20 protein-coding genes and 2 pseudogenes are annotated in these 22,934 nt (G+C 69.2%); 10 read left to right on the top strand and 12 right to left on the bottom strand.

All coding sequences use genetic code 11. The features are described 5' to 3' along the window. Positions 1-221: 221 nt before the first annotated feature. The 3 genes and pseudogenes from RB628_RS42485 to RB628_RS00655 all read right to left on the bottom strand — a co-directional run. Positions 222-433: pseudogene (locus tag RB628_RS42485) on the bottom strand (transposase); the annotation flags it as partial. Positions 434-769: 336 nt separating this feature from the next. Continuing rightward, entirely contained in the window at positions 770-1,117 is a 348-nt protein-coding gene (locus RB628_RS00660; protein WP_318318224.1) for a hypothetical protein, read from the bottom strand. 698 nt (positions 1,118-1,815) lie between these two features. Next, positions 1,816-2,634, bottom strand: a complete 819-nt coding sequence (locus RB628_RS00655) for an endonuclease/exonuclease/phosphatase family protein (protein WP_318318281.1) — start codon at positions 2,632-2,634, stop codon at positions 1,816-1,818. 115 nt (positions 2,635-2,749) lie between these two features. Here RB628_RS00655 and RB628_RS00650 point away from each other — a divergent pair, with 115 nt between their 5' ends. The 4 genes from RB628_RS00650 to RB628_RS00635 all read left to right on the top strand — a co-directional run bounded on the left by RB628_RS00650 (position 2,750) and on the right by RB628_RS00635 (position 7,097). After that, positions 2,750-3,145, top strand: a complete 396-nt coding sequence (locus RB628_RS00650) for a nitroreductase/quinone reductase family protein (RefSeq protein ID WP_318318223.1) — start codon at positions 2,750-2,752, stop codon at positions 3,143-3,145. Between the two features lie 536 nt (positions 3,146-3,681). After that, the gene (locus tag RB628_RS00645; RefSeq protein WP_412180573.1) at positions 3,682-4,956 is read left to right on the top strand and encodes an RHS repeat-associated core domain-containing protein; all 1,275 of its coding nucleotides are present in this window, start codon (positions 3,682-3,684) and stop codon (positions 4,954-4,956) included. A 169-nt stretch (positions 4,957-5,125) separates the two neighbouring features. After that, entirely contained in the window at positions 5,126-5,728 is a 603-nt protein-coding gene (locus tag RB628_RS00640) for an SMI1/KNR4 family protein (RefSeq protein ID WP_318318222.1), read from the top strand. A 139-nt stretch (positions 5,729-5,867) separates the two neighbouring features. After that, positions 5,868-7,097, top strand: coding sequence for a hypothetical protein (locus RB628_RS00635; RefSeq protein WP_318318221.1), 1,230 nt, complete (start codon positions 5,868-5,870; stop codon positions 7,095-7,097). Positions 7,098-7,148: 51 nt separating this feature from the next. On the opposite strand, the gene RB628_RS00630 is transcribed toward RB628_RS00635, so the two are convergent. Then, positions 7,149-7,610 (bottom strand): ATP-binding protein, encoded by a 462-nt coding sequence (locus RB628_RS00630; RefSeq protein WP_318318220.1) that lies wholly within the window; start codon positions 7,608-7,610, stop codon positions 7,149-7,151. Positions 7,611-7,813: 203 nt separating this feature from the next. Between RB628_RS00630 and RB628_RS00625 the strand changes: the two genes are divergently transcribed. After that, on the top strand, positions 7,814-8,686 hold the full coding sequence (locus RB628_RS00625; RefSeq protein ID WP_412180572.1) for a helix-turn-helix domain-containing protein: 873 nt from the start codon (positions 7,814-7,816) through the stop codon (positions 8,684-8,686). 10 nt (positions 8,687-8,696) lie between these two features. Next, positions 8,697-8,873 (top strand): DUF397 domain-containing protein, encoded by a 177-nt coding sequence (locus RB628_RS00620; protein WP_318318218.1) that lies wholly within the window; start codon positions 8,697-8,699, stop codon positions 8,871-8,873. Positions 8,874-8,891: 18 nt separating this feature from the next. Here RB628_RS00620 and RB628_RS00615 read toward each other — a convergent pair whose 3' ends face one another. Then, positions 8,892-9,626 carry an ANTAR domain-containing protein gene (locus tag RB628_RS00615; RefSeq protein WP_318318217.1) on the bottom strand — a complete coding sequence of 245 codons (735 nt, stop codon included), beginning with the start codon at positions 9,624-9,626 and terminating at the stop codon, positions 8,892-8,894. A gap of 311 nt (positions 9,627-9,937) precedes the next feature. On the opposite strand from RB628_RS00615, the gene RB628_RS00610 reads away from it, so the two are divergent. Both RB628_RS00610 and RB628_RS00605 read left to right on the top strand, forming a co-directional pair. After that, entirely contained in the window at positions 9,938-10,300 is a 363-nt protein-coding gene (locus RB628_RS00610) for an STAS domain-containing protein (protein ID WP_318318216.1), read from the top strand. Continuing rightward, positions 10,297-11,241 carry a sensor histidine kinase gene (locus RB628_RS00605; protein WP_318318215.1) on the top strand — a complete coding sequence of 315 codons (945 nt, stop codon included), beginning with the start codon at positions 10,297-10,299 and terminating at the stop codon, positions 11,239-11,241. The genes RB628_RS00610 and RB628_RS00605 overlap by 4 nt, the downstream gene beginning before the upstream one ends. Before the next feature lie 152 nt (positions 11,242-11,393). Here RB628_RS00605 and RB628_RS00600 read toward each other — a convergent pair whose 3' ends face one another. From RB628_RS00600 to RB628_RS00585, 4 genes are all read right to left on the bottom strand, one after another. Continuing rightward, positions 11,394-12,845, bottom strand: coding sequence for an aldehyde dehydrogenase family protein (locus RB628_RS00600; RefSeq protein ID WP_318318214.1), 1,452 nt, complete (start codon positions 12,843-12,845; stop codon positions 11,394-11,396). After that, positions 12,842-14,575, bottom strand: coding sequence for a D-aminoacylase (locus tag RB628_RS00595; RefSeq protein WP_318318213.1), 1,734 nt, complete (start codon positions 14,573-14,575; stop codon positions 12,842-12,844). Before RB628_RS00595 ends, RB628_RS00600 begins: the two co-directional genes overlap by 4 nt. A 99-nt stretch (positions 14,576-14,674) precedes the next feature. Then, positions 14,675-15,793 carry an LLM class flavin-dependent oxidoreductase gene (locus RB628_RS00590; protein ID WP_318318212.1) on the bottom strand — a complete coding sequence of 373 codons (1,119 nt, stop codon included), beginning with the start codon at positions 15,791-15,793 and terminating at the stop codon, positions 14,675-14,677. A 146-nt stretch (positions 15,794-15,939) separates the two neighbouring features. Next, a complete protein-coding gene (locus RB628_RS00585; RefSeq protein WP_318318211.1) occupies positions 15,940-16,716 on the bottom strand; it encodes a glucose 1-dehydrogenase in 777 nt (258 codons plus the stop codon). 214 nt (positions 16,717-16,930) lie between these two features. Between RB628_RS00585 and RB628_RS00580 the strand changes: the two genes are divergently transcribed. Together RB628_RS00580 and RB628_RS00575 are read left to right on the top strand one after the other, a co-directional pair. Beyond that, positions 16,931-17,665: a hypothetical protein gene (locus tag RB628_RS00580; RefSeq protein WP_318318210.1), complete on the top strand. Its 735-nt coding sequence runs from the start codon at positions 16,931-16,933 to the stop codon at positions 17,663-17,665. 95 nt (positions 17,666-17,760) lie between these two features. Continuing rightward, a pseudogene (locus tag RB628_RS00575) lies at positions 17,761-18,551 on the top strand (hypothetical protein). Positions 18,552-18,627: 76 nt separating this feature from the next. On the opposite strand, the gene RB628_RS00570 reads toward RB628_RS00575, so the two are convergent. From RB628_RS00570 to RB628_RS00560, 3 genes are all read right to left on the bottom strand, one after another. Beyond that, a complete protein-coding gene (locus tag RB628_RS00570) occupies positions 18,628-19,338 on the bottom strand; it encodes a response regulator transcription factor (RefSeq protein WP_318318209.1) in 711 nt (236 codons plus the stop codon). Between the two features lie 77 nt (positions 19,339-19,415). Beyond that, positions 19,416-20,363: an LLM class F420-dependent oxidoreductase gene (locus RB628_RS00565; protein ID WP_318318208.1), complete on the bottom strand. Its 948-nt coding sequence runs from the start codon at positions 20,361-20,363 to the stop codon at positions 19,416-19,418. Between the two features lie 202 nt (positions 20,364-20,565). Beyond that, positions 20,566-22,803 carry a hypothetical protein gene (locus tag RB628_RS00560; protein ID WP_318318207.1) on the bottom strand — a complete coding sequence of 746 codons (2,238 nt, stop codon included), beginning with the start codon at positions 22,801-22,803 and terminating at the stop codon, positions 20,566-20,568. Positions 22,804-22,934: the final 131 nt, after the last annotated feature.

The following is a 22,934-nucleotide window of genomic DNA, read 5'->3' as shown; positions in this document are numbered from 1 at the left end:
CGCGCGCTCGAAGGATGGCGATTCCCCTCCCTTGTACGGGAGTTCACTCCTGATACGCGACTGACCACGAGAGTGGTACGCGCCACCACTGCGTCACCCACGTCACACCCCGACACCCTGGGAGCGGCAGCATGTGCGAAGACGACCACGGAAGCGGCGCGGGAAACGCCCTGGCCAGACGCGCCCTCTTCGTGCCGGGGGCCGCCGCCGCGCTTACGTTGCTCCATGGCCAGGGCGTACTTGAAATCGATGCGGCAGCGCACCGCCTCGGCCGCCTGCCGGTCCGACAGACCGAGCAGGAACTGCAGCACGCACACGGTGACCAATCGGGCGGGCGAGATGCCGGGCGTCCGTCGCGCGGGTACCAGTCGGTGAAGTCCTCGTCGCACCACAGCCCGTCGAGGCGGTCTCCCACCCACATCGCCGTCGTACCGCCCAGCGCCCTTCCACGGCCCCGGGACGGCCCGGCGTTGGCGCCAACTCGGACGTCAACAGCTCCGCATCATCCAGGACTTCGTCCACCGCGTGGCTGTTGAGAGCCACCCACACAGCGGTGCCGGCCGAGTCGCTCGGCGGACTCCCTGCCGTTCAGTCCGCCCAGTCTGGCCTCGGTGCGCAGCTCGCTCAGCCGCGCACCGAGGGTCCTCGCGGGCCTACTGGAAGTCGGCGGTCGCACGGTCGACGCTACGAAGCTGCCCGCGCCGCCAACTCCCCGCGAAGTTCCGTCCCGAGAGACACCGGCAGGTGCTCAAAGACCCGCAGCGCCCGGTTAGAACTTCGCCAGATCGATTACGACACGCTCGGCGTTGGCCTGCGGTACATTGCCGCTCTTGAGTGTGTTGCCGGTGCACGTTTGCCCGACGTACTCCGCTATCCAGAGCTGAGTTCCGCTGGGAAGCCCCCCTAGACTCGCGCTGCGGCCGGCGCCGACAGTGAAGCAGAAGTTGGACCCACCGGACGTCTTGATGAGCAGGCCATGCACGTACCTCGCTGTGCTGTCCTTGAATTCGTAGGTGATCTGCGCGGCTTGCGAGGTGCCGGCAGACAGGCCGACCAGCAGGAGGGCGCCGGCCACCGTAAGAGCCGACGACTTCATCCGTGAGGTTTTCTTGATCATCGATCACCGCTCCAATGTGGGGGGTTGAGGGCTTCGACATGTCTCCCCGCCGGACGACCAGGACGTGATCTTCGGGGCAGGCGGGAACGAAACCCCAGGTAGGAGAGCCGGTCCATGAAGATTGCATCTCCGTGAACCAAAGGCTCCACATGGTCCTCAGTATCGGATACTCGATCCTCGTCCAGCATGGAGATCATCCGAGTATTCCGTGGAGCTGTTGGGGGAATCGAGGAGGGCTCGGGAACGCGGTTCCACCCGGCTGCTGGGCGTCGTCAAGCGTGCGGTGCTACGGCCGCGCCGATGGTCACCGCTGTCGCCCGGAAGTGGGCACCACCCAGCGCGGGTGGCATGGCCGTTGGTTGTGGCGTCCACCGACTGTCGCCGTGCCGGTTATCGTGCCCGGCCGTTACGAAAGGGGAGACATGATGCCGCTTTACCTGTCGAGGTTCAGCTGCCCCCGGAGACTTGGGCGAGATTGATCGACCATTCGGAGGACCGTGCACAGGCCGCTCAGTCGTACATGTCAGTCCGTCGGTGTCGGCGGGAAGCTCCGTTGATTCCGGTATGAACCGGTTGCCATGAGCGCGCGGACGCGGGCGGCGGAGATGGGGTTCGGTGAGGTGGTGGGGAGGCGCGGCCGGTGTTGCCCGGGTGCCGGGTGTGGCGGCGGCTCGACAGGGCGGTGGGCCGGAGTCGGCTCAGGCGGACGCCAGATCCGCCACCACCGCCGCGTGATCGGACGGCCAGATACCCTCCACAGCCCCGTGCCCCGCCCGTTCCACCTTGCGCACATGCCCGAGGCCGCCCCGCCCCGACGGCCCGACAAAGACGTAGTCGATCCGCACGCTGGGGCCGAAGCTGGCGGCGACGTAGGGATTGGCAGCGTCCCAAGTCGCGGCCGGAGCTGCCGGATCGGCCAACTCCCAGGCATCCAGAAAGACTTGGCCGGGAACGGGCGGCGCCGTCTTGTAACCACCCATCAAACGGATCTCGTCGGAGTCGGGCCAGGCGTTGAAGTCCCCGGTGATGACGGGCGGGAAAGCGGTGCCGTCCCGGCGTTTCGCCACGAACTCCGCTAGGGCGGTGACCTGTTGGCAGCGGACCGTCGAGGCGTGGCTCGCGGAGGTGAGGTGGGTGGTGAAGAAGGGCACGTGGTGGCCGGGGGCCGCGAGCCGGGCGTACAGGGCGAGACGTCCGTCGTCCAGGTCGTTCGGGGCCGGCAACCGCATCGCCTCGCTCTCGACGACGGGCCAGCGGCTCAGCACCGCGTTGCCGACGTTGACCTTCTCGCCCCCGATTCGCCGCTGCCAGCGCTCGGGGGCCTCGGACGGAGCCCAGGTCCAGTGCAGCCCGAGTGCGTCGGCGAGCCAGGCGGCCATGTTCTCCCCGTCGCACTCCCAGACCTCCTGGAGCCCGACCACGTCCGGCCGCAGATCCCGCAGCACGGAGAGGATCGACTTCTGCCGCGCTTCCCAGGGCCCGAACCGCCACCACAGGTTCCAGGTCACCACGCGCATACTCGCCACCGCCCACCCATTTCGTCCACCCGTCGGGCCCAGTTGTTGTCCCTCTGGGCCACCATTCAAGAACACACAACAGCAGCGAAACGAACGCAGGAGGCACAAGCCCAAGATGCCCCGCTTCACAGAGTTCAGATTCAGGGCCGCCACCACCTTCCAGCGCCGGATGGGCAACCCGGTCATGCGCCGCCTCCCCTTCCAGACCCTCCTGGAGACCACGGGCCGCACCTCGGGCCTCCCTCGCGTCACCCCGGTCGGCGGCCGCCGCATCGGCGACACGTTCTGGCTGGTCTCGGAGTTCGGCGAGAAGTCGCAGTACGTACGGAACATCAAGGCCGATCAGCGGGTGCGGGTGCGCACCGGAGGTCGGTGGCACCCGGGCACGGCGCATCTCCTGCCGGACGACGACCCGATCGCCCGGCTGCGGACGCTGCCGCGGGGCAACAGTGCGGCGGTGCGGGCCATGGGGACGAATCTGCTGACGGTGCGGGTGGATCTGGGGACCTAAGCCCGGACGAGGAAGCCGAGCCACCCCGCAAGCGACCTCGACCACACCGCCACTCAGACGGTTACGACCGGGCAGGCCGTCTGACGTCGTGGACGGAAGGCACGACAACCACCACCTACGAGTGGGACGCGGCCGGCAACCGGGTCAAGTCCGGACCGGCCACGGCCACGTACGACGAACGCAACCGCCTGCTGAACGACGGTGCCTCGACCTACACCTACAGCGCACGGGGCACGCTCGCCTCGGTCGGGACGGGAGCCGCCACACGCACGCTCACCTTCGACGCCTTCGAACGCAAGGCGAGTGACGGGACGTCGAGCTACACCTACGACTCCCTCGACCGCGTCGCGACCGCGAACGGCACCGCCTTCACCTACGACGGCGGCTCCAACACCCTCGTCTCCGACGGAACCACCACCTACACCCACACCCCCGGCGGCGCCCTGCTCGCCACCAGTGACGGCACCACCGCCCAGCGGGCCGTCACCGATGGGCACACCGACCTGGTCGCCGGCCTGACCTGGGACAGCACCGCCGTGACCGGCTCGACCGCCTACGACCCCTTCGGCACGAAGACAGCCACCAACGGCAGCACACCCGCAGTGGGCTACCAGTCCGGCTGGACCGACCCGGACAGCGGCGACGTCAACATGGCCGCCCGCTGGTACCAGCCCGGCACCGGCGCCTTCGCCTCCCGCGACACCTGGCAGCTCGACCCGATGCCGTCGGTCCAGGGCAACCGGTACACCTACGGCAGTGCCAGCTCCCTGAACCGCATCGACCCGAGCGGCCACATCGACACCGACTGGCGCACCCACGAGCGGGAGGCACAGCGTCAGTCCACTGTCTCGGGCCGCAGATACGGCATCGGCGGCAGCTGGAGCACTCTCTGGCGACTGAGCAGGTGGGGATTCCGCAGTGCGGGTCTCGCGGCCGAGATCTTCCTCAATGTGGTCGGGTGGAACACCCCGGCGTACGCGCCCACCCAGCCCAAGGAGCCGACCGGCGACGACCAGGGGCGTGGCCGTGCCGGCCAACCCGGGGGCAAGTCATCGCTGGTCCCCACCGGACCGAACTCTCCGGCCGGCCCCGGCACGGGAACGGCGACGCCCACCGGTGGCGGAGGCGGCGGCGGCGGGGGAGGCGGCGGATGCCGGTACTGGTGCGTCGTCGCACCTCCCAAGCCGGTGATCGTCCAGAACCCCAAGGGCCCCGGCACAAAGATCACCCGCTCCCCGAAGCAGGACTGGGACCCGTGGAAGCCCACCCCGGAAGAGATCCTCGCCGCGGTAAAGGCCGTCTTCAACGCCCAGGACCTGATCGACATGATCACGGGCAACGACACCTACACCCCGGACGGCTTCCTGGAGACTCTGCCCGCACCGGTCGACAACCCGGGCGGAAAGAACGACGGCCGTACCCGCGATGACGGGAAGTGCGACGCCGGCCCTGGTGTCAGCCCGACGGGGCACGCCGTGTATCTGCCTCGTGAGCGGTACTTCGACACCTTCGAGGACCGTTACGAATGCCGTGCGACAGGCGTGTACGGTCTGCTCGACAAGAGCGACTACAACAAGGGCCGCAAGGCACCGGGAACGAATACCAACGCCTCTACACAGCCTCCGGGGATGAGGGAGATCGAGGACCAGCGCCACAGAGCCGCCAATGGCCATCTGATCCCCGCCGCAGCAAGTGGTTCCGGAATCGACCTGCGGAACCTGTTGCTGAATACGAGAAGACCAACCATTCATACATCAGCTATGGCGTCGAGTCGGATATCAGAAAGGCCATCAAATCAGGTAAACGCCTGACTATATCCGTGATTCCGCACTACGGAAACAGCGGCAGTGGAATCCCCACGGAAATTGAATACAACTACGGAACCTTGGAAGGTGGCACGATGAAGCACTGCGTGATCACCCAGTTGCCCTCGGGCGGTACCACCCGAGGCAGCGCGAATTGCCCAAGGAGGTGACGGGGATGACGGAGAACTATCTTGGGCGCGTGCTGGACATGCTCGGCGAGCCGTTGTGGCGGTATCGGGATGGCGAGGCGTGGCGCAGACTGGAGGGCGAGTTGGGGCTGAGTCTCCCGGCGGACTACAAGGAGATCATCGACGCTTATGCCCCTGTCCAAATCAACGGTCATCTGTACCTGAGCCAGCCGGCCACCGAACGGTGGAACCTGTACGAGTCGATTCGGAGTACGGCCGATTCCTGGTCACAGATCGACTGGGACGAGGTGGACGTTGAAGGGGATCCGCGTATTTCTCTCGGTGTTTCAGAGTTGATCTTTGGAAGTCCGGACGGGTTGATTCCACTCGCCAGTACCGACCGCGGGGATACGATCTTTTACGCGCCCCGGGGAGGAAACGGAAGCGGGGTTCTTTTCGTTGAAAATGAAGGCGAGTTCTTCGAATATTCGTTCTCGTTCGCGGAGTGGCTCTACCTCTGGCTCGTCGGCGAGGAAGTGACGGGCCCGGGCGGCTCCGCCTTCTACCCGGGCCCCGTGGCACTCCGGGACCTGCCCATGACCCCGGACGAGCGACCGGAGACGCGGTACGGCCCACCTCGCGGAATGTGACGACGGCCATGGCGGAAAACTTGACTGTGAGAGTTCCTCTGAAGCCTGGGATGGGTTAATGCCAGGCTCGGCGCTCGTGATACGGCATGACTCGCAACTTAACTGACTCACCGTTTTCAGGAAGAGAGCACGACGCACGATGAGTACCGAACCCCCCGCCTCGGGTGAGCAGTCGTCCATATCCGACGAGGAGTTGGAGCGCCTTGCCCGTGAGGCAGAGTCCTCCGGCGATGGCGGCAGTGCGCCGAAGGAGCCGTCCGCGCGGCAGCGGATGGTGACCGAGCGGCTCCGGCGGCAGGACGAGGAGGCCGCCCGCGCCCAAGGGCGGTCGGGCAAGCTGTTGAGGAGGAAGGGCAAGAAGGCCGCGTCTGACGAGCCGTGGCAGCCGGAGGGGTGGCGTACCGGGCCGGCCTGGCAGGAGATGAACGGGCGGAAGCGGCGGGGGCGTCAGGTGCGTGCGGCGCTGGGCGTGCTGCTCGCGGTAGGGGCGGCCGTGGTCGCGGTGAAGCCGTCGCTGGTGACGTCACGGCTCCCGGAGGGAGTCGGCGGTCCGGCGGCCGCGGACACCGAGCCGCTGCCGGCCGAGACAGCCGCGCCCACCGCAGCCCCGGTCCAGGAAACGTTCCCCGACGCCCCGACGCTGAAGGAGCCGTTCCGCGGCTCGCCCGCCGTGCGGTACGCCGACGGCGCGGAGGGCATCGTCCTGCCCGAGGCCAAGCCGGTCGGCCGCATGACGCGGCAGCAGGTCGCCACGGCGCTGGAGGCGGCCCGGGACTTCCTGGTCGACGCCAACCTCGACCCGGCCACGCTGCGCGGCCGGCGCCCCGAGACCGCGCTGGCCCAACTCGACACCGCCTACGACGAGTTCGCGGCGAAGGCCGAGACCTGGCTGAAGAAGCCGGGCGAGAAGAGTCAACCGGAGTGGCTGTTCAGCCGGTTCGACCCGGACGAGTTGAGGCCGGTCGGTGACGTGGTCAAGACCCGCGGCCGGATGACCTTCACGCAAGGGGCGCACGGCTCGGTGAAGATACGGGCCGACTACACCTTCGTCTACCCCCTGGTGAAGGCCGCCGACGGATCGACGGAGGTGGCCCGCACCATCGTCCGCCGCATCATGGAGTTCGAGTCCTACGACCCCGCCCGCGCCCAGGCCACCGAGGGCAAACTGTGGATCACCCTCTACAACGTGGACCGAGCCAACGACGACTGCGACGTGCACGACGGTTACCTGCACCCGCAGTTCGACTCCGACCTGTCCACCGCGCCTCCGCCGACCGGACCTGCCGGATCCTCCGCCGACCCCTACGACCGAAGCCGCGACCTCACCACCGAGGACAGCCCGGACTGCGGCACCGTCACCCGCACCTGAACACCCGGCCCGCCCGGCTCCACCGACACCCCCAGCCCCGAGCAGGGGGCGTCAGGACAGTCGCCGCGGCGCCTCCGTCCGCCCGCACTCGGCCCACAGCATCTTCCCGCCCTTCGACGCCCCCAACTCCCGCAGCACAGCCACACCCCACGAGTCGGCACACGCCCGTACGAGATGCAGCCCACGCCCGCCTTCGGCGTCGTCCGGGGGTACGGCGACGGGGGCGCCCTTCTCCGGCGCCGAGAAGCCCGGCGGGACCCGGGGGTCGGTGTCCCAGACCGCGACGCGGAGCCGGTCGGGGTCGGTGGAAAGGAGACGGAGCATGTAGGGGCCCCTGGTGTGGAGGTGGGCGTTGGTGAGCAACTCGGAGGCGAGGAGTTCGGCCGTGGGGGTGAGGTGGGCGAGGTCATGGGCGGCCAGAACGGTGCGCAGGGTGGCACGGGCGATCCCCGGTGCGCGGGGATCGTGCGGAAGCTGGAGGGCGTAGGCCCAGGACGGCGATACGGTGGCCATCGGAAGTCTCCGATCACGGAGGGGAGTTGGGTGGTGTCGGTACGTTGCTTCGCGTTGCCCAGTGACCGTGGCCGCTCCGTCGAGCGGGGTACTTCTGGGCGAGGGCGCCTGAGAACGAAGATAGGGGTTGGCAAATGTCATTTGCCTACGATTGAGATACTTCCGGTCGCGATTCCCTCGTGTGAGTGACCCGTCGACGGAACATGCGTCCAGGAGGAGTTCACGTGTCCGCAAGACCCCGCCTGACGGCCCGCCGCCTCCGGCTCGCCGTGGAGCTGCGCAAGATGCGCGAGCGCGCGGGCATGACGGCAACCGAGGCCGCACGGGCGCTCGGCACCAGCCAGGGACAGCTCAGCAACGTGGAGTCGGCCCGGTTCGGGGTGAGCCCCGAACGCGTCAGGGCGCTGGCCGGCATCTACTCATGCCCCGACCAGGTGTTCGTCGAGTGCCTGGTCGCCGTGGCGACCGACAAGACGTTCGGCTGGTGGGAGTCGTACCGCGAGGTGCTGCCGTCCGGGCTCCTCGACCTCGCCGAACTGGAGCACCACGCCACCGCCGTACGCACCGCCTACACCTCGCACATGCCAGGCCTGCTTCAGACCGCCGACCATGCACGCGAGATCTTCCGCCACGTGATCCCGGCACCCACCCCGCCCGAGGTGGAGCACCGCGTCTCCCACCGGGTGAAACGGCAGGGCGTGCTGTACGGGGCCAACCCGACCCCGTACCGGACCGTCGTCCACGAAGCGGCCCTCCGTATGCGCGTGGGCGGCCGGGACGTGGCCCGCACCCAGCTCCGGCATCTGATCGACATGAGCGAGCAGGCCCACATCACCGTCCGCGTACTCCCCTTCGACGTAGGCGCCTTCCCTGGATCGGGTCAGTCCATCAACTACCTGCACGGGCACGTCCCCCAACTGGACACCGCCCAACTGGACCAGTTCCACGGCCCCGTCCTCCTGGACGCCGAGGCCCACCTGGAGAAGTACCGACTCCTCCTGGACACCGTCGAGGCCACAGCCCTCACCCCGGAGAAGTCCCGAGACCTCATCCTTGCCATCGCCCAGGACCTGTAGAGGAGCCCTCGTGTCCCAGCACACCTGGAGGAAGTCGTCCCACTGCCAGGAAGGCGACGCCTGCGTTCACATATCCGTCAACGCGGAAACGATCCTCCTAGCCGATTCCGCAACCCCCGCCCCCTCATCCGTCCTCTCGGTCGGCCGCGACGCCTTCGCCGCCTTCGTCCGCATGCTCAAGCGGTGAACGTCCGCCGTCACGGCCTCACGGCGCGCGCCGGTGCTGCCTGCGTACCGCTTCCCGCAGCGCTGTGCGCAGGGGCTCCGGGGGAGGGGGGCCGCCGGTGCTCACGGCGACTATGGCTTCGGCGACGTGGCGCAGTTTGGTGTTCGCGTGCTGGGAGGCGTCGCGCAGGGCCTCCCAGGCCTGTTCGGCGGTGCACCCGTCCACGGCCATGAGGATTCCGCGGGCCTGGTCGATGACCGGGCGGGATTCGATGGCCTGCTGTAACTGGTGAACCTCCTCCTGGAGTCTCTCCACCTGTTCCGCGCGTTCCATCGCCACCGCGGAAAGTCCCTGGTCGGAGCGGAGTACGGAGACCAACCGGCAGGCGTCCGGGGGCAGCCAGCCGGAGGGAGAGCCCGTCGGGCCGGATTCGACGGTGGCAGCCGCCAGGCCGGTGATCTCCAGGATGCGGCGGGGCTGACCGTTCCAGTTGACGGTCCACAGGTTGATGGGGGCGAGGCCGCAGTAGTCCTCCAGGCGTTCCAGGAACTGCAGTCCGGCGGTGTCGATGAAGGTGACTTCCGCCATGTCCAGGACCAGTCCGTCCGTGTCACCGGGCAGCTTGCCCAGGACAGGGTCGAGCACCGTTGTGCAGCCATGGACGATCGCCCCGATGGGCGCCAGGACCGCAGTGGTGCTCCGCATCTCGGTGCGGATGGTCAGTGGCCCGTTGGCGGCCGACGCCCACGACGGACGAGCGGTGGCTGCAGACATGTACTCACCTCGGTTTTCCGGTCCAGACGCACCCTCGGGGTCCGCGCGACTCCCCCGCAGCGGCCAGCGGCCGTCGCGGTCTCGCGTCTTCCCCGTCCGGCCCGGCATATTCCGGATCAGGCGTGGAGGTGTTGAACAGGTCGGTTGTGCACCGTGAGTGCCGAGGCCAGGGCACCCCCTGGGCATACATGCGGCCCCGCGGGGCAGACGGGCTGACAGCGTCACACTGGAGGTGCGCATCAGCGTCTTCCTCCGCCCGTGGGCGCGGCAGCGGGACAAGGGAGGTTCGACTGGCGTACCGGGGTGGGGGCGTGGACAGTTCGCGACAGGGGAATGCCCGGGCGTCACTGCCGGTCCCCTCAGGGAACGTGTTGCGGCTGCGCCCGCTGCCGGACCGGGCCGGGTGGCGGGCGGTCGGCGAGATCACGTCAGCCACATGCCCGGCTTGGGAGCAGACACTGGAGCAGCTGACCCGGCGCAACGAGCTGGTGTGCCATCTGGAGATGTCCGCAGTGACCTTCGTCGACGTCGCCGGCGCCTCGGCCCTGGCGGTGGCCGCTCAGCGTCTTCCGGCCGGGCGGCGCATCGTGGTCGAACGGCCGCCGTCCGCCCTGCGATGCCTGCTGGAAATGTTCTGGCCGGATCTGTCCGTGATCGAGGTGGTGGCGCGATGACTGCCACACAGACCGCTGAGTCGACCACCCAGCCGTTTGTGCATCCTGCCCTGTTCTACCGGGGCGAGGAGGAGTATCTGGACGGCACGGTGTCCTTCATCCGCGAGGGTCTGACGGCCGGACATCCGGTGGCGGTCGCCGTGCCCGGCCCGAACCTGGACCTGCTCAGGGAGACCCTCGACGTCGATGCGGCGTCCGTGCGCTTCCTCGACATGACCGAGGCGGGCCGCAACCCGGGCCGGATCATCCCAAGGGTGCTGCGCGCCTTCGCCGACGCCCACCCTCAGACACATGTGCGGATCATCGGGGAGCCGATCTGGCCCGGCCGCAGCAGCATCGAGTACCCGGCGTGTGTGCAGCACGAGGCGCTGATCAACCCGGCCTTCCAGGGCCGGGACGTGACCATCCTGTGCCCGTACGACGCCGACCGCCTCGACGAGGAGGTGCTCACCGACGCGTACGCCACCCACCCGGTGATCGTCTCCGGCGGCGGTCGGCGACCCAGTCCGTCCTACGCGCCCGAGCAGGTCGTCGCCCGGTACAACCGGCCGTTCGCCGGGGCTCCCGCGGCGGCCGAGCCCCAGCGATTCGGCATCGACGAACTGCCCGTCGTCAGGCACTTCGCCGTCACGCGGGCCGCGCAGCTGGGTCTGTCCGGCGTACGCCTGGACGATCTCGCCCTGGCGGTGGCCGAGCTGACCACCAACAGCGTGGTGCACGGCGGCGGCTCGGGCAGCCTGCGGATCTGGGCCGAGGACTCGCAGCTGGTGTGCGAGGTCCGCGACCAGGGGCGACTGGACGACCCGCTCGCCGGCCGCCGCCCGGCCACCCGGGACCAGCGAGGGGGTCGCGGCCTGCTCCTGGTGCACGCCGTGGCGGACCTGGTCCGGATCCATACGGACACCGACGGTACGGCCGTTCGCTTCTACATCGGCTGGTAGCCGTCGGTCGTTTCGGCGGGCGGCCCCGGTCGGCATGACGGCGAGTGTGAGGAACTGGGGCAGGTGGACGAGCAGTTGGTGGAAGCCGTCGAGATCGGGCTGTGCGCCGTCCTCGACCTCTGGTTGCCTCCACCAGACGCTCCGCTCAGTTCTTAGCCCGCCCAGACCACCGCCTGCACCTCCCCGTACGCGTGCAGCGCGTACGACCCCACGTCCCGCCCCACCCCGCTCCGTTTGAACCCCCCGAACGGCGCCTCCATGTTCCGCCCCACGGTGTTCACGCCCACGCCGCCCGCCCGCAGCCGCCGCGCGACCCGGAACGCACGCGCCACGTCCCCCGACCAGACGTAGTCGATGAGCCCGTACTCGCTGTCGTTCGCCAGCGCGACGCCCTCCTCCTCGTCGTCGAAGGGGATGACGGTCACCACCGGCCCGAAGATCTCCTCCCGGGCCACCCGCATGTCGTTCGTGCAGTCCGCGAGGAGAGTCGGGGCGACGTAGAACCCCCGGTCGTACGCAGGTCGTTCGCCTCCCGCGACCACCACCGCGCCCTCCTTCCGGCCGAGTTCGACGTACGCCTCGATCCGGTCCCGGTGCTCCCCCGAGATCACCGGCCCGACCACCGTGCCCTCCGCGCGCGGGTCACCCACCTTCAAGTGAGCCGCGTACGCGGAGAGTTGCTCCACGACCCGCCCGTACACGCCCCGCTGGGCCAGTACGCGCGTCGGCGCCGTGCAGATCTGGCCGCTGTAGAACGAGAACGTCGTCCCGATGCCCGCGACCGCCGAGCGGATGTCCGCGTCGTCGAAGACGAGTGCCGCGCCCTTCCCGCCCAGCTCCATCAACTGGCGTTTCATGCCACGGCCGCACACCTCGGCGATCCGCTGTCCGACCGCGGTCGACCCGGTGAAGCTGACCATGTCGACGTCCGGGGAGTCGACCACCGCCTCCCCCACCTCGGCGCGGGTCCCGCTGACCACGTTGACGACACCCGCCGGCGCGCCCGCCGCCTCCAGCGCCTCCGCCATCCGGTACACCGACAGCGGGTCCTGCGGAGCGGGCTTCACGACCACCGTGTTGCCCATCGCCAGGGCGGGAGCGATCTTGCCGGCCGGGTTGGCCCAGGGGTTGTTGTACGAGGTGATGCAGGCGACCACGCCCACCGGCTGGCGTATCGCCAGCGCGCCCATCACCGCGGCCTTCCCGAACGGGCCCCCGTCGTTGACCTGCGGCGGGATCGCCCACTCGGCCGGCTCCACCTTCGCGTACCGGCGGAAACGGGCCGCGCCCACACCCACCTGCATCCCGCGCGCCGTCCCCGTCGTCGCGCCGGTCTCCGCCTGGGCGAGCGCGGCGTACGGCACCAGGCGGCTCTGGATGATGTCCGCGGCGCGGGCCAGGACAGCGGCACGCTCCTCCGCGGGCAGCCGGGACCACGGTCCGAAGGCCTCGCGGGCCGCCGCGCCGGCGGCGTACGCCTGATCCCGCGAGGCCTCCGGCGCCCACCCCACGGTCTCCTCCGTCGCCGGGTCGATCACCTCATAGTGTCCGTCGGCCGGCTCCACCCACGAACCGCCGACGAACAGCCGCTGCCCGTCCGTCACTTGGTACTCACCGTCGCCGTGTCACGGCCTGAGCGGAGCACCTTGCCCGGCACCGCGCCCGTCACCGTGTCGTCCCTGATCGCCTCGACTCCGTTGACCCACACGGCTCTCACCCCGATCGCCTTCGAGTCGAGACGCGGACTGTCACCCGGCAGGTCGTGCACCAGAGTGGCCTTGCCGGCGTCGATCCGCTCCGGGTCGAAGAGGATGAGGTCCGCGTGGAAGCCCTCCTGGACGCGGCCCCTCTCCCGCAGCCCGAACAGCCGGGCGGGGTCGTCGGTCAGCATCTGCACCGCCCGCTCCAGCGGCACCAGCTTCCGCCCCCGCAGACAGTCGCCGAGGAAACGGGTCGTGTACGGGGCCCCGCACATCCGGTCCAGGTGCGCACCGGCGTCGGAGCCGCCGAGCAGCACGTCCTCGTGCCGCCAGGTCTCGGCGCGCAGTTCCCAGGACGCCGGGTCGTTGTCAGTGGGCATGGGCCACAGGACCGTACGCAGTTCGTCGGCCACACAGATCTCGACGAGGCAGCTGAAGGGGTCCTGGCCGCGTTCGGCGGCGATGTCCTGCACCACCCTGCCGGTCAGGCCCTCGTTCGCCGCGCTGTAGGTGTCCCCGATGACGTACCGGCCGAAGTCCGTCAGCCGCCGGAAGACGCCCGCCTCCTCGCTCTGCCCCCGGCGGACCAACTCCGCCCGTACCGCCGGGTCGCCGAGCCGGGTGATCCGCTCGGCGATCGGCAGGCCGAGCACCGGTCCCCACCCGGGGATCAGGTTCAGCGCGCAGAAGGTGCCGAGGGACATGTTCATCGGCGTGAGGATGGGCATGGTGAGGGCCACGACCCGGCCACCCGCCTTGCGGGCACGCTCACTTGCCTCCAGCTGGCGGGGTACGCGGGCCGGCACCGACGCGTCGATCGTGAGCACGTTCCAGTTCAGCGGGCGCCCGGCCACAGCGCTCATCTCGACGAACAGATCGATCTCGGCATCGCTGAACTGGTCGAGGCAGCCCGCGACGATCGCCTCGATCTGGGTGCCCTCGTGCTCTCCGACCGCCTGGGAAAGGGCGATCAGTTCGGCGGGCAGCGCGTGCCGGGACGCCACCGGATTGCCGTCCCCGTCGGAGTGCGAGGACGACTGTGTGGTGGAGAACCCCCAGGCGCCGGCCTCCATCGCTTCGTGGAACAGCCGCAACATGTCCGCGAGTTGGGCCTCGGTCGGCTGACCGCCCACCGCGTCCGGCCCCATGACGTACCGCCGTAGCGCGCAATGACCCACCATGAAACCGGCGTTGACGGCGATCCGCCCCTCCAGCGCGTCCAGGTACTCACCGAAGCTGTTCCAGCTCCAGGGCGCCCCCTCCTCCAGCGCGACCAGGGACATCCCCTCGACCTTGGACATCATCCGGCGCGTGTAGTCGGCGTCGTCCGGCCGCTCCGGGTTCAGGGGGGCGAGGGTGAACCCGCAGTTGCCGGCGGCGACCGTCGTGACGCCGTGGTTGAGGGAGGGGGTGGCATACGGGTCCCAGAAGAGCTGGGCGTCGTAGTGGGTGTGCGGATCGACGAACCCGGGCGCCAGGACCAGCCCGGACGCGTCCTCGGTCGTCCGCGCGTCCTCGGTGATCCGGGGCCCGATGGCCGCGATGCGACCGTCCCGGATCCCCACATCCGCGACGTACGCGGGCGCACCGGTCCCGTCGACGACGGAAGCACCCTTGATCAGATGGTCAAGCAAGGCGGCACTCCTTTTCTGACGCCCGCAGAGACGCGCCCCCGACAGGGGCGCGGGGAACTGCGCGAACAACCACAACGGCCCCGCACCCGCCGATGAACCTCAAGCCGCCCCCCGGAACCGCGAAGTCCGATGCACAGGATCGGTGTCGATCTTCGGGATGACGTGCTCACCAACCAGCCTGATCGTCTGGAGGGTGTCCTCCTTCGAGATCCCGATGGGCACCCCGAAGCTCAGCTGATCCGCCCCCGCCTGCTCCCACCGCTTGCACTGCGTCAGTACCTCGTCCGGGTCCCCGCAGATCAACAGCTCCTCGGCGATGAGCAGTTCGATGATCTCCTCGTTGAACTCGGGCAACGTCTCCGGCCACACCGGGAACCCCTCGGGACGCGGAAACGTGTCGTGGTACCGGAAGAGCAGCGACTGCAGATAGTGCAGCCCACCGCCCGCCGCGATCCGCACCGCCTCCGCGTGGGTCGGCGCGCAGATCGCCGTCGACGTCACCATCACGTTGTCGTTGACGTAGTCACCGACCGGCTCGGCGTCCACGATCGCCGTCTTGTACTGCTCCAGCACCCACTCCATGTCGGAGACCCTCTGCACGCTGAAGCCGAGCACCCCGAGCCCCTTGCGGGCGGCCATGCCGTACGAGGGCGGCGAGCCCGCCGCGTACCACATCGCCGGGTGCGAGGGCCCGTACGGCTTGGGAAGGACCTTCCGCGGCGGCAGCGACCAGTGTTTGCCCTGGAAGCCGACGTACTCGTCCTGCGTCCACATCTTGGGGAACTCGGCGATCGTCTCCTCCCACAGCTCCTTCGTGTGGTTCATGTCGGTGATGCCGGGCATGAAGCCGAGGATCTCGTGGGAACCGGCGCCGCGGCCGCTGCCGAACTCGAAGCGGTTGCCGGTGAGATGGTCGAGCATGGCGACCTTCTCGGCCACCTTCACCGGGTGGTTGACCGGGGCGAGCGGGTTGAAGATGCCGGAGCCGAGGTGGATGCGCTCGGTGGCGTGGGCGAGGTAGCCGAGGTAGACGTCACTGGCCGAGATGTGCGAGTACTCCTCCAGGAAGTGGTGCTCGGACACCCAGGCGTACTTGAAGTTCGACTTGTCCGCCTGAATGACGTACTCGGTCTCCTCCATCAGCGCCTTGTGCTCCGCGAGCGGATCGGTCTCGGCCCGCTTGCCCACGTATCCCTGTACAAAGAGCCCGAATTCCAAGGAGGTTCACCGTCCCCAGTAACCGTTCCCGACGTTTCTGACGTAGCGTCAGATTTATTGAGTCGACTGTTCCACCACCCCCTGGGGTCGTCAATAGCTGACGGTCAGTCAGGTACCGGAGCGCGGGTCGCACCGCACCGCACCGGTCAGACGACGGCGACGCCGGCGAGCCAGCCCCCGTCGATCACGAACGGCTGCCCGGTGATGTACGAGGAGTCCTCCGAGGTGAGGAACAGCGCGAGCCGCGCCACCTCGTCCGGCCGCCCGATCCGCCCCAGCGGCACGAGCTTGCGGTACATCCTCTCCAGGCCCCGCGAGGCACTTTCGGCGTCCGCGTCCGGGTCCAGTACGGCCGGGTTGGACATCGCGGTGTCGATCGCCCCCGGGCACACGGCGTTGACCCGGATCTTTCGGCGCGCGAGCTCCAGCGCGGCGACCCGGGTGAGCCCGACAACGGCGTGCTTGCTCGCCGCGTACGCCCCGACCGCCGCCATCCCGGTTATCCCGGTGTACGAGGCGGTGTTGACGATCGTCCCGCCGCCGGCGTCGGCGATGTGCGGGGCGACCGTCTTGACGCCGAGGAAGCAGCCGACCTGGTTGACCTGCACGACCTGCATGAACTCGTCGAGGGGTGTGTCGAGGAGGGTGTTGAAGCGGAGGATGCCGGCGTTGTTGACCAGCCCGTCGATCCGGCCGTACGCCTTCCCGGCCGCGGCGACAGCCGCCTGCCAGCCCTCCTCCTCGCGTACGTCGAGATGGACGTACAGCGCGCCCAACTCCTTGGCGAGAGCCTCCCCCTGGTCGTCGAGCACATCCGCCACGACCACCCGCGCGCCCTCCGCCGTGAAGAGCCGGGCCTCCTGCTCCCCCTGGCCGCGCGCCGCGCCGGTGATGAGTACGACCCGTCCGTCGAGCTTGCCCATGCGGAACCCCTTCGCATCGGTGGAGGCCAGCATCGTACCGCCGGATCTGACGATGCGTCAGAGATGGTCGGCGCCCTGTTCGATGTGTGCGAAAGCACACCTCAACTGACCCTGGAGTAGGGATATTTGACCCTGCCGCGGACTCACAGGTGACGCCAATAATTCTCCACGAACGAGTAAAGCGGTCACCAAGAGATCCCAGGGACGGAGCGGCATGGCCAAGAGGCGACTGAAGAACAGGAAGGTCCGGCTCGTGGCGGTCGGATCCGCACTCGCGACCGGCGGCGTGATCATCACCCTCCTTCCGTCGGCGAACGCGGCCGAGGAGAAGACGCCGGAACAGATCATCACGATGTGCGAGAGGTCCGCCGTACTCAACGGAGAACAGAGGTCGGTGAGCGATTTCGGAGGCGCCTTCGCGGACGGTTTCCAGGCCGACAACTGCGACTACGTCGAGACGAACTTCCAGTCGTTCGACGGCCCCACGGAGAAGGCCTCGATCGACTTCCCGAACTGCGAGCCGAACGCCACCGAACCGGCGAAGGTGTCGATCACCTGGAAAGCCACCGTGGCCCAGGGCGAGGGCAAGTACACCGCGACCCAACAGGGCGCCGGCGGCGGGCTCTTCGGGTTTCTGAGCGGGGCCTGGCTCAAGCACAGGGGGACGACCGACATGACCGTCGAATCGGTGACCGCCGGTGACACGGAGACCAGGGAGGTGCCGGTCGGCAAGGTCCTGCACATGGAGTTCACGCCGAAAATGCAGCGCATGACCGGTGAATGGCGGGTGCGGATCGACGCCGATCCCGGAAGTTTCGCCGTGAACCCCTCCCCGGAGAAGAACTTCGTCGCGTCGGAACTCGTCGAAGGACCCGTCATCCTGCCGGGTGCCGCCGGCGCCGCCGGTATCGCGGACGGGGTGGCCAAGCCCGTCCTGACGGACTGCTGACGACGCCTTCCCACGTCCCCTGATTCCCCCCACCTATCCCCCACCCACCTGGCCAAACACCCTCAACTCCCCCTTCCCCCGCAAGGAGACGCACCATGACCCGCACCAGCCGCAAGGGACATCACCGGAGCAAGAAGAAGCGCATCGTCATCGCCATGGCCCCGGTGGTGGCTCTCGCGGTGGCCGTTCCGCTGATGAACCAGGCGGGTGCCGCCCCCCCTCCGAAGTGACCAGGGACTGCGCGCAGAACGCCGCCACGCTGGACAACTGTGAATTCGTCGACGTCCAGTTCAAGAGGGACAATCTGGGTCCCAACAAACGCGTTTCCACCCCTTCCGACAACTGCGGTGCCACAAGTGCCCTCACGAAGAGCTTCAGCGTGTCCGCATCGGTGACGAGGTCCATCACACTGGAAGACGGTTTCACCGCGTCCGCCGACTCCAAGCTGGGAAACTCGTTCTTCGAGATCGGTGCCAAGTTCAACACGACGGAGATCGACCTCAAGCGTGACGACACGGGAACGGGATTCGACTTCTCCCGGACCGACACCGTGAAACCCAACCACATCGGATTCTTCATGTGGTCGGAGAAGCGAACCGACGTGAGCGGATTCCTCAGGGCCACCTACAAGGAGAGCCAGAACGGCCAGAAGGTGTTCTTCTCGCCGAGTGAGGGCGGCACGAGCGTGCACGTCTTCTATCCGCAGATCCTGAAGAACGGCACCCCCGACGGCCGTCTCTGGCTGCGCAACGTGGAGTGCGGAACGCCTCAGGCCAACGGACTCCAGAACTCGGAGAACAGCATCAGGACAGAACCCGGATTCGGCGAGGGCGGCGAGAACGTCACGGACGTGGAAATCCCGCTGTCGGAGATTCCGGCGCCGTAGCAATGATCGCCGCAGCGAGATCGCCGCAGCGAGATCCAAGACGGGCTTCGGCTGGAACGGGCGGCACCGGTTGTTCTCATATTCGAACAGCCGGGGTCGCCCCCAGCCACCTCAGCACCGCGTCCGTACTCCCCCGGGCGTCCAGCTTGGCGTAGATGTTGCTGAGGTTGTTGCGGACCGTCTTCTCGCTCAGCCGTAACCGCAGCCCGATCTCCTGGGCGCCCAGGCCGGTCGACAGCAGCTCCATGATCTGCCGCTCGCGCGGCGAGAGCAGGCTCCGCAGCCGCTCCATCGCCGCCCCGGCGACGGAGGCACCCCCCGCCCACTCCCCGGACACCCGCTGGGCCCCCTCCCGCAGGGCGGCGCACCCGGCCGGCGAGAGGTAGGTGTGCCCGACCGTGGCGGCCATGACCGCCGAGGACAGCATGCAGATGCAGTAGTCGCCCTCGACCAGGTATCCGGCCCCGCCCCGGAACACCTCCACCACGGTCTGCGTGTCCCGCCGGGGACTGATGACGATCACCGGAACGCTCACGGCCCCCATGGCGCCCAGCAGCTCCGGAAACGCGGTCGTCGGTTCCTCGCAGCGCAGGACCACCACGTCGACGGCCCCCTCCTCGCGCAGCTCGCGGTAGGGCGGGGCCAGGTGCAACGCCCGCCCCACGTACGGGTCACCGGACTCCGGCCAGCCCTCGTGCGGCCACTCGCCCCCGGCACAGGCGAGGGCGACGGACAGCCTGGGGGAGGACGTGGGTGAGGAGTGGTCGACGAGCCGGGAAGTGCGCACCGTGCATGTCCTTCCGCCTGAACCATGACGTCCGTACGTCCTTACGTACGCGGCCCAGCATGGACATGTTCAAAAATTCAAAGAGAAGCGGTCTGGCTGTCTGACAGGTCACCCAGCAGGGGGCCCACCTGCTCCCCGAACGCCCCCATCTGGTCGATAAGTTCGGTGACACTCCGGCTCCGGAAACGCACCTGGATCTGGTCCACACCCATCGCGCCGTACGCCCGCAGCGACTCGGCGAGGGCCTCCGGCGCACCGCTGATCGTCCGCCGCCCGACATCCCAGCCGGGCTCACCGACATACAGCGGCTCGGTGATGGCACCGATGGTGAACGGGCCCTGGACAGCGCCCTGTTCGCGCATCTGCCGGATCCGGGCGATCTGGTCCGGGAGCCGGTCACGCGGGTCGCCCTGCGGCAGCCAGCCGTCGCCCTTGAGGGCGGCCCGGCGTACGGCCGCCGGGGACGACCCGCCGACCCAGAGGGGCACGCGCTCCTGCGCCGGCCGTGGACGCTGGCCGAGCCCCTCGAAGTCGTACAACTTGCCGTGGTGCTCCGGGAACTCGTCCGCACCGAGCGCGGCACGCAGCGCGTCGATCGTCTCGTCGAGTACGGCACCCCGGCGCGCGAAGTCGACCCCCAGCACCTCGAACTCCTCCTGTACGTGGCCTGCCCCGACCCCGAGGATCAGCCGGCCGCCGGAGAGGTGGTCGAGGGTGGCGTACTGCTTGGCGGTGAGGAGGGGGTGACGTAGGCCCACGACGGCGACGTGGCTGAGGAGTTGGACGCGTTCCGTGACGGCGGCGAGGTGAGCGAGGGTGGCGACGGGGTCGTACCAGACGGTGCTCATCGCGGGGGCGAGGCGGCGGGGGATGGCGACGTGGTCGCAGGCGGCGAGGTAGGCGAAGCCGGTGCGGTCGGCGGTGCGGCCGAGGTCGAGGAGGTCGGCGGGGGTGGCTGTGGCCTCCCAGGGTTCGGCGTAGAGGGTGGACTGGGACTGGATGGGGAGTTGCATGCCGTAGGCCATGGACGCGCCCCTTTCCCTTTGGTTTCTGACGATGCGTCAACTCTCCTGGCGGAGGCCATGGTTGTCGCTGGTGAGGCGTCAGGCAAGGGGCCCGTCGGCGCAGCCCGGGTCGTGTTTCCCACCCGCCCCCCGTTTGCTGCTTCTGTTCAGCCCAGGCCGGGGCGTTCCAGCCCGTCCGGTGTTCGGCGGGAACCCGCCCGGCTCACCCACCGGTCAACAGGAACCGCACATACCTTCCCGCCCCCAACGCCCCCCGCGTCTCCTTCCGGGCCACCGCCAGTTCCGCGACCACCCTCGCCCGTTCCACTCCCGCCCCCGCCAACTGCTTCTGTCGTTGCAGGAGTTCCGCCCTCCTGCGCTGCGTGTCCATCGCCCGCTGCTGGCGCTGGCCGGTGAGACGCCCGCGTTCGTCGGTGATCCGTTGCTGCAACGCGCCCTTCTTCTGCAGGGCCTCGGCCTCCGCCTGCTTGATCTCCGCCTTGTGGGACCGCCGGAGAGCGGCGATGTCGGCCTTGATCTGGGCCTTGGCCGCCGCCGACACCGTAGTGGGCGCGGAGGCCCTGGCCTGGTGTTCCAGGCCCTGGCGCCAGTCGCTGAGGGCGGTGGCGCGGGCCTCGCCGATGCCGGGCACCCGTATCCGCTGACCGCCTGGACGCACCAGGAACACCACGGACGGGTTGTGCGAGAAGTCCACGCCGATGAAGTCGGCCGCGGTACGGATGCCCGCGCCCTGGAGCGCCTGCACCATCTTGTTGCCCATGTTGCTGAGCGACCGCGCCTCCTGGATCGACGTCCGGCGCAGCTTGTCCTGGATGTGCGCCCGGATCGCGGGCTCCAGCGCCTTGTTCATCCGCCGCCGCTCCTTCGCCGCCAGCCCCGCCAACTGCTGCTGGGCCTGGTCCGTACGCCGGTTCAGCTCCATGGTGATACGGGCCTGGCCGTCGCGCAGCTCGATCTGCAGGGCCTGGATACGCTGGTCGGAGGCTGTGTTGTCCTTGGCGAGGGCGTCGTCGAGGGCGCGGATCTCCTTCTCCAGGCGCTGATGGACGCTCGCCGGGTCGGCCAGTTCGTGGGCGCGCCGTTTCAGGTCGCGCACCCGCTTCCGGGCCGCCCGGTGCTCGGGCCTCCCACGTCGTCCGATCCCGACCAGGGCGGCGGAGGCGAGCAGGGCCACGCCCTGTGCCGCGGGCAGGACGTCCGCGGGCTGTGCGGCGGCGAGGACCAGCGCACCCGGGGTGGACGTGCTGAGCAGCGCCCCGACGGCCGCGAACAGGTCACCGGCGCCGCGCTTGCGGAACCCGGCACCTCCGGCGACTCCGGCGGCGGGCTGCTGCGCCGGAGTCGGGGTGGCGGCGGAAGCGGGGGCCGGGGTGGCCACCCGCCCCACCATCCAGGCCGGCACCCCGGAGGCGGGCGCCCCCGTCGCGGACGCGGCCGGCGTCCAGGACGTGACCGTGGGCCGGCTGCCGCCCAGGCCGGTCCCGGAACCGCCCGCACCCGCACCGGCACCGGCACCGGCACCCGCACCAGCTGCCGCTGCCGTCCGTTGCGCCGGGAGCTGTACGGCGTCGGCGGTCAGGGGCGGTACGGCCGACGTCGGCCTGCCGAGGAAGCCCCTGACCCGGCCGGCCACGTCCCGTACCCGATGGTCCGGGTGGCTCAGCAGGACCGGCCAGGCCAGGGAGGTCGCCGGTTCCCTGAAGTCCGCCTCGGACAGAATCAGGAACTCACCGTGTCGGTCGTGCAGTTGGGTCCACAGGCCGGGGTCGGTGGCGACAGCGAGCAGGGCCAGTTCGATGGTCCAGGCGGAGAAGCGGTCCATGGCGGGGCCGAAGTCGGCGGCCGTACGGGAGGGCGACTGGTAGTTGCGGTGACCGTTCTCGGTCGCCCGCTCGCCGCGCAGCGCGGGGACGTACATGCCGTCGTAGTCGACGAGGCGGAAGGTTCCGTCGGTGGCCACGAGGAGGTTGCCGTGCTGGAGGTCGCCGTGGGCGATGCCGTTCCTCTCCAGGTCGCCGGTCATGGCGAGGAAACGGTCGGCGAGTGTGTGCAGGGCGGCCGGGTCGTGGAGGTTGCGTTCGATCCAGCCGATGAGTCCGGTGCCCTGGACCCAGGTCATCTTGACCGCCGGGTACCACTCACGCCCGACCAGAACGCCCCGCTCCAGGAAGTCGAACCCCACGGGCCACGGCTGGGACAGACCGCCCGCACCGGGGCCGCCGAGTCCGCCGAGCGCCGAGCTGATGGCGGAGTAGCGCTTGCCGAGCGTCGCGCTGTCCCGGGTGAAGCACTTCAGCGCGTACCGTTGCCCGTTCCGCGCCGTTATGGAGAAGACGCTGGCGAAGTTCCCGGAGATCGCCTTCGGGCCCAGTACCGGGCTCTGCTGGACCGTACCGTGTCTCAAGTCCGGGTCGTTGAAGCAGAGTTCGGGGTGCTGCAACGCCTCCGCGTAGTTCGCCCCCGTCGGAAACCTCCGGGCCGAACCGGTTCCAGGGCCACCGCCGGGGCCGGTTCCGGGGCCACCGCCAGGGCCACCGCCAGGGCCGGTTCCAGGGCCACCGCCAGGGCCAC

Origin of the sequence: Streptomyces sp. ADMS, assembly GCF_033441795.1 — a bacterium.
Lineage (GTDB): Bacteria > Actinomycetota > Actinomycetes > Streptomycetales > Streptomycetaceae > Streptomyces.
Note: the sequence above shows the minus strand (reverse complement) of the source record. Positions and strands in the feature narration are given on the sequence as shown.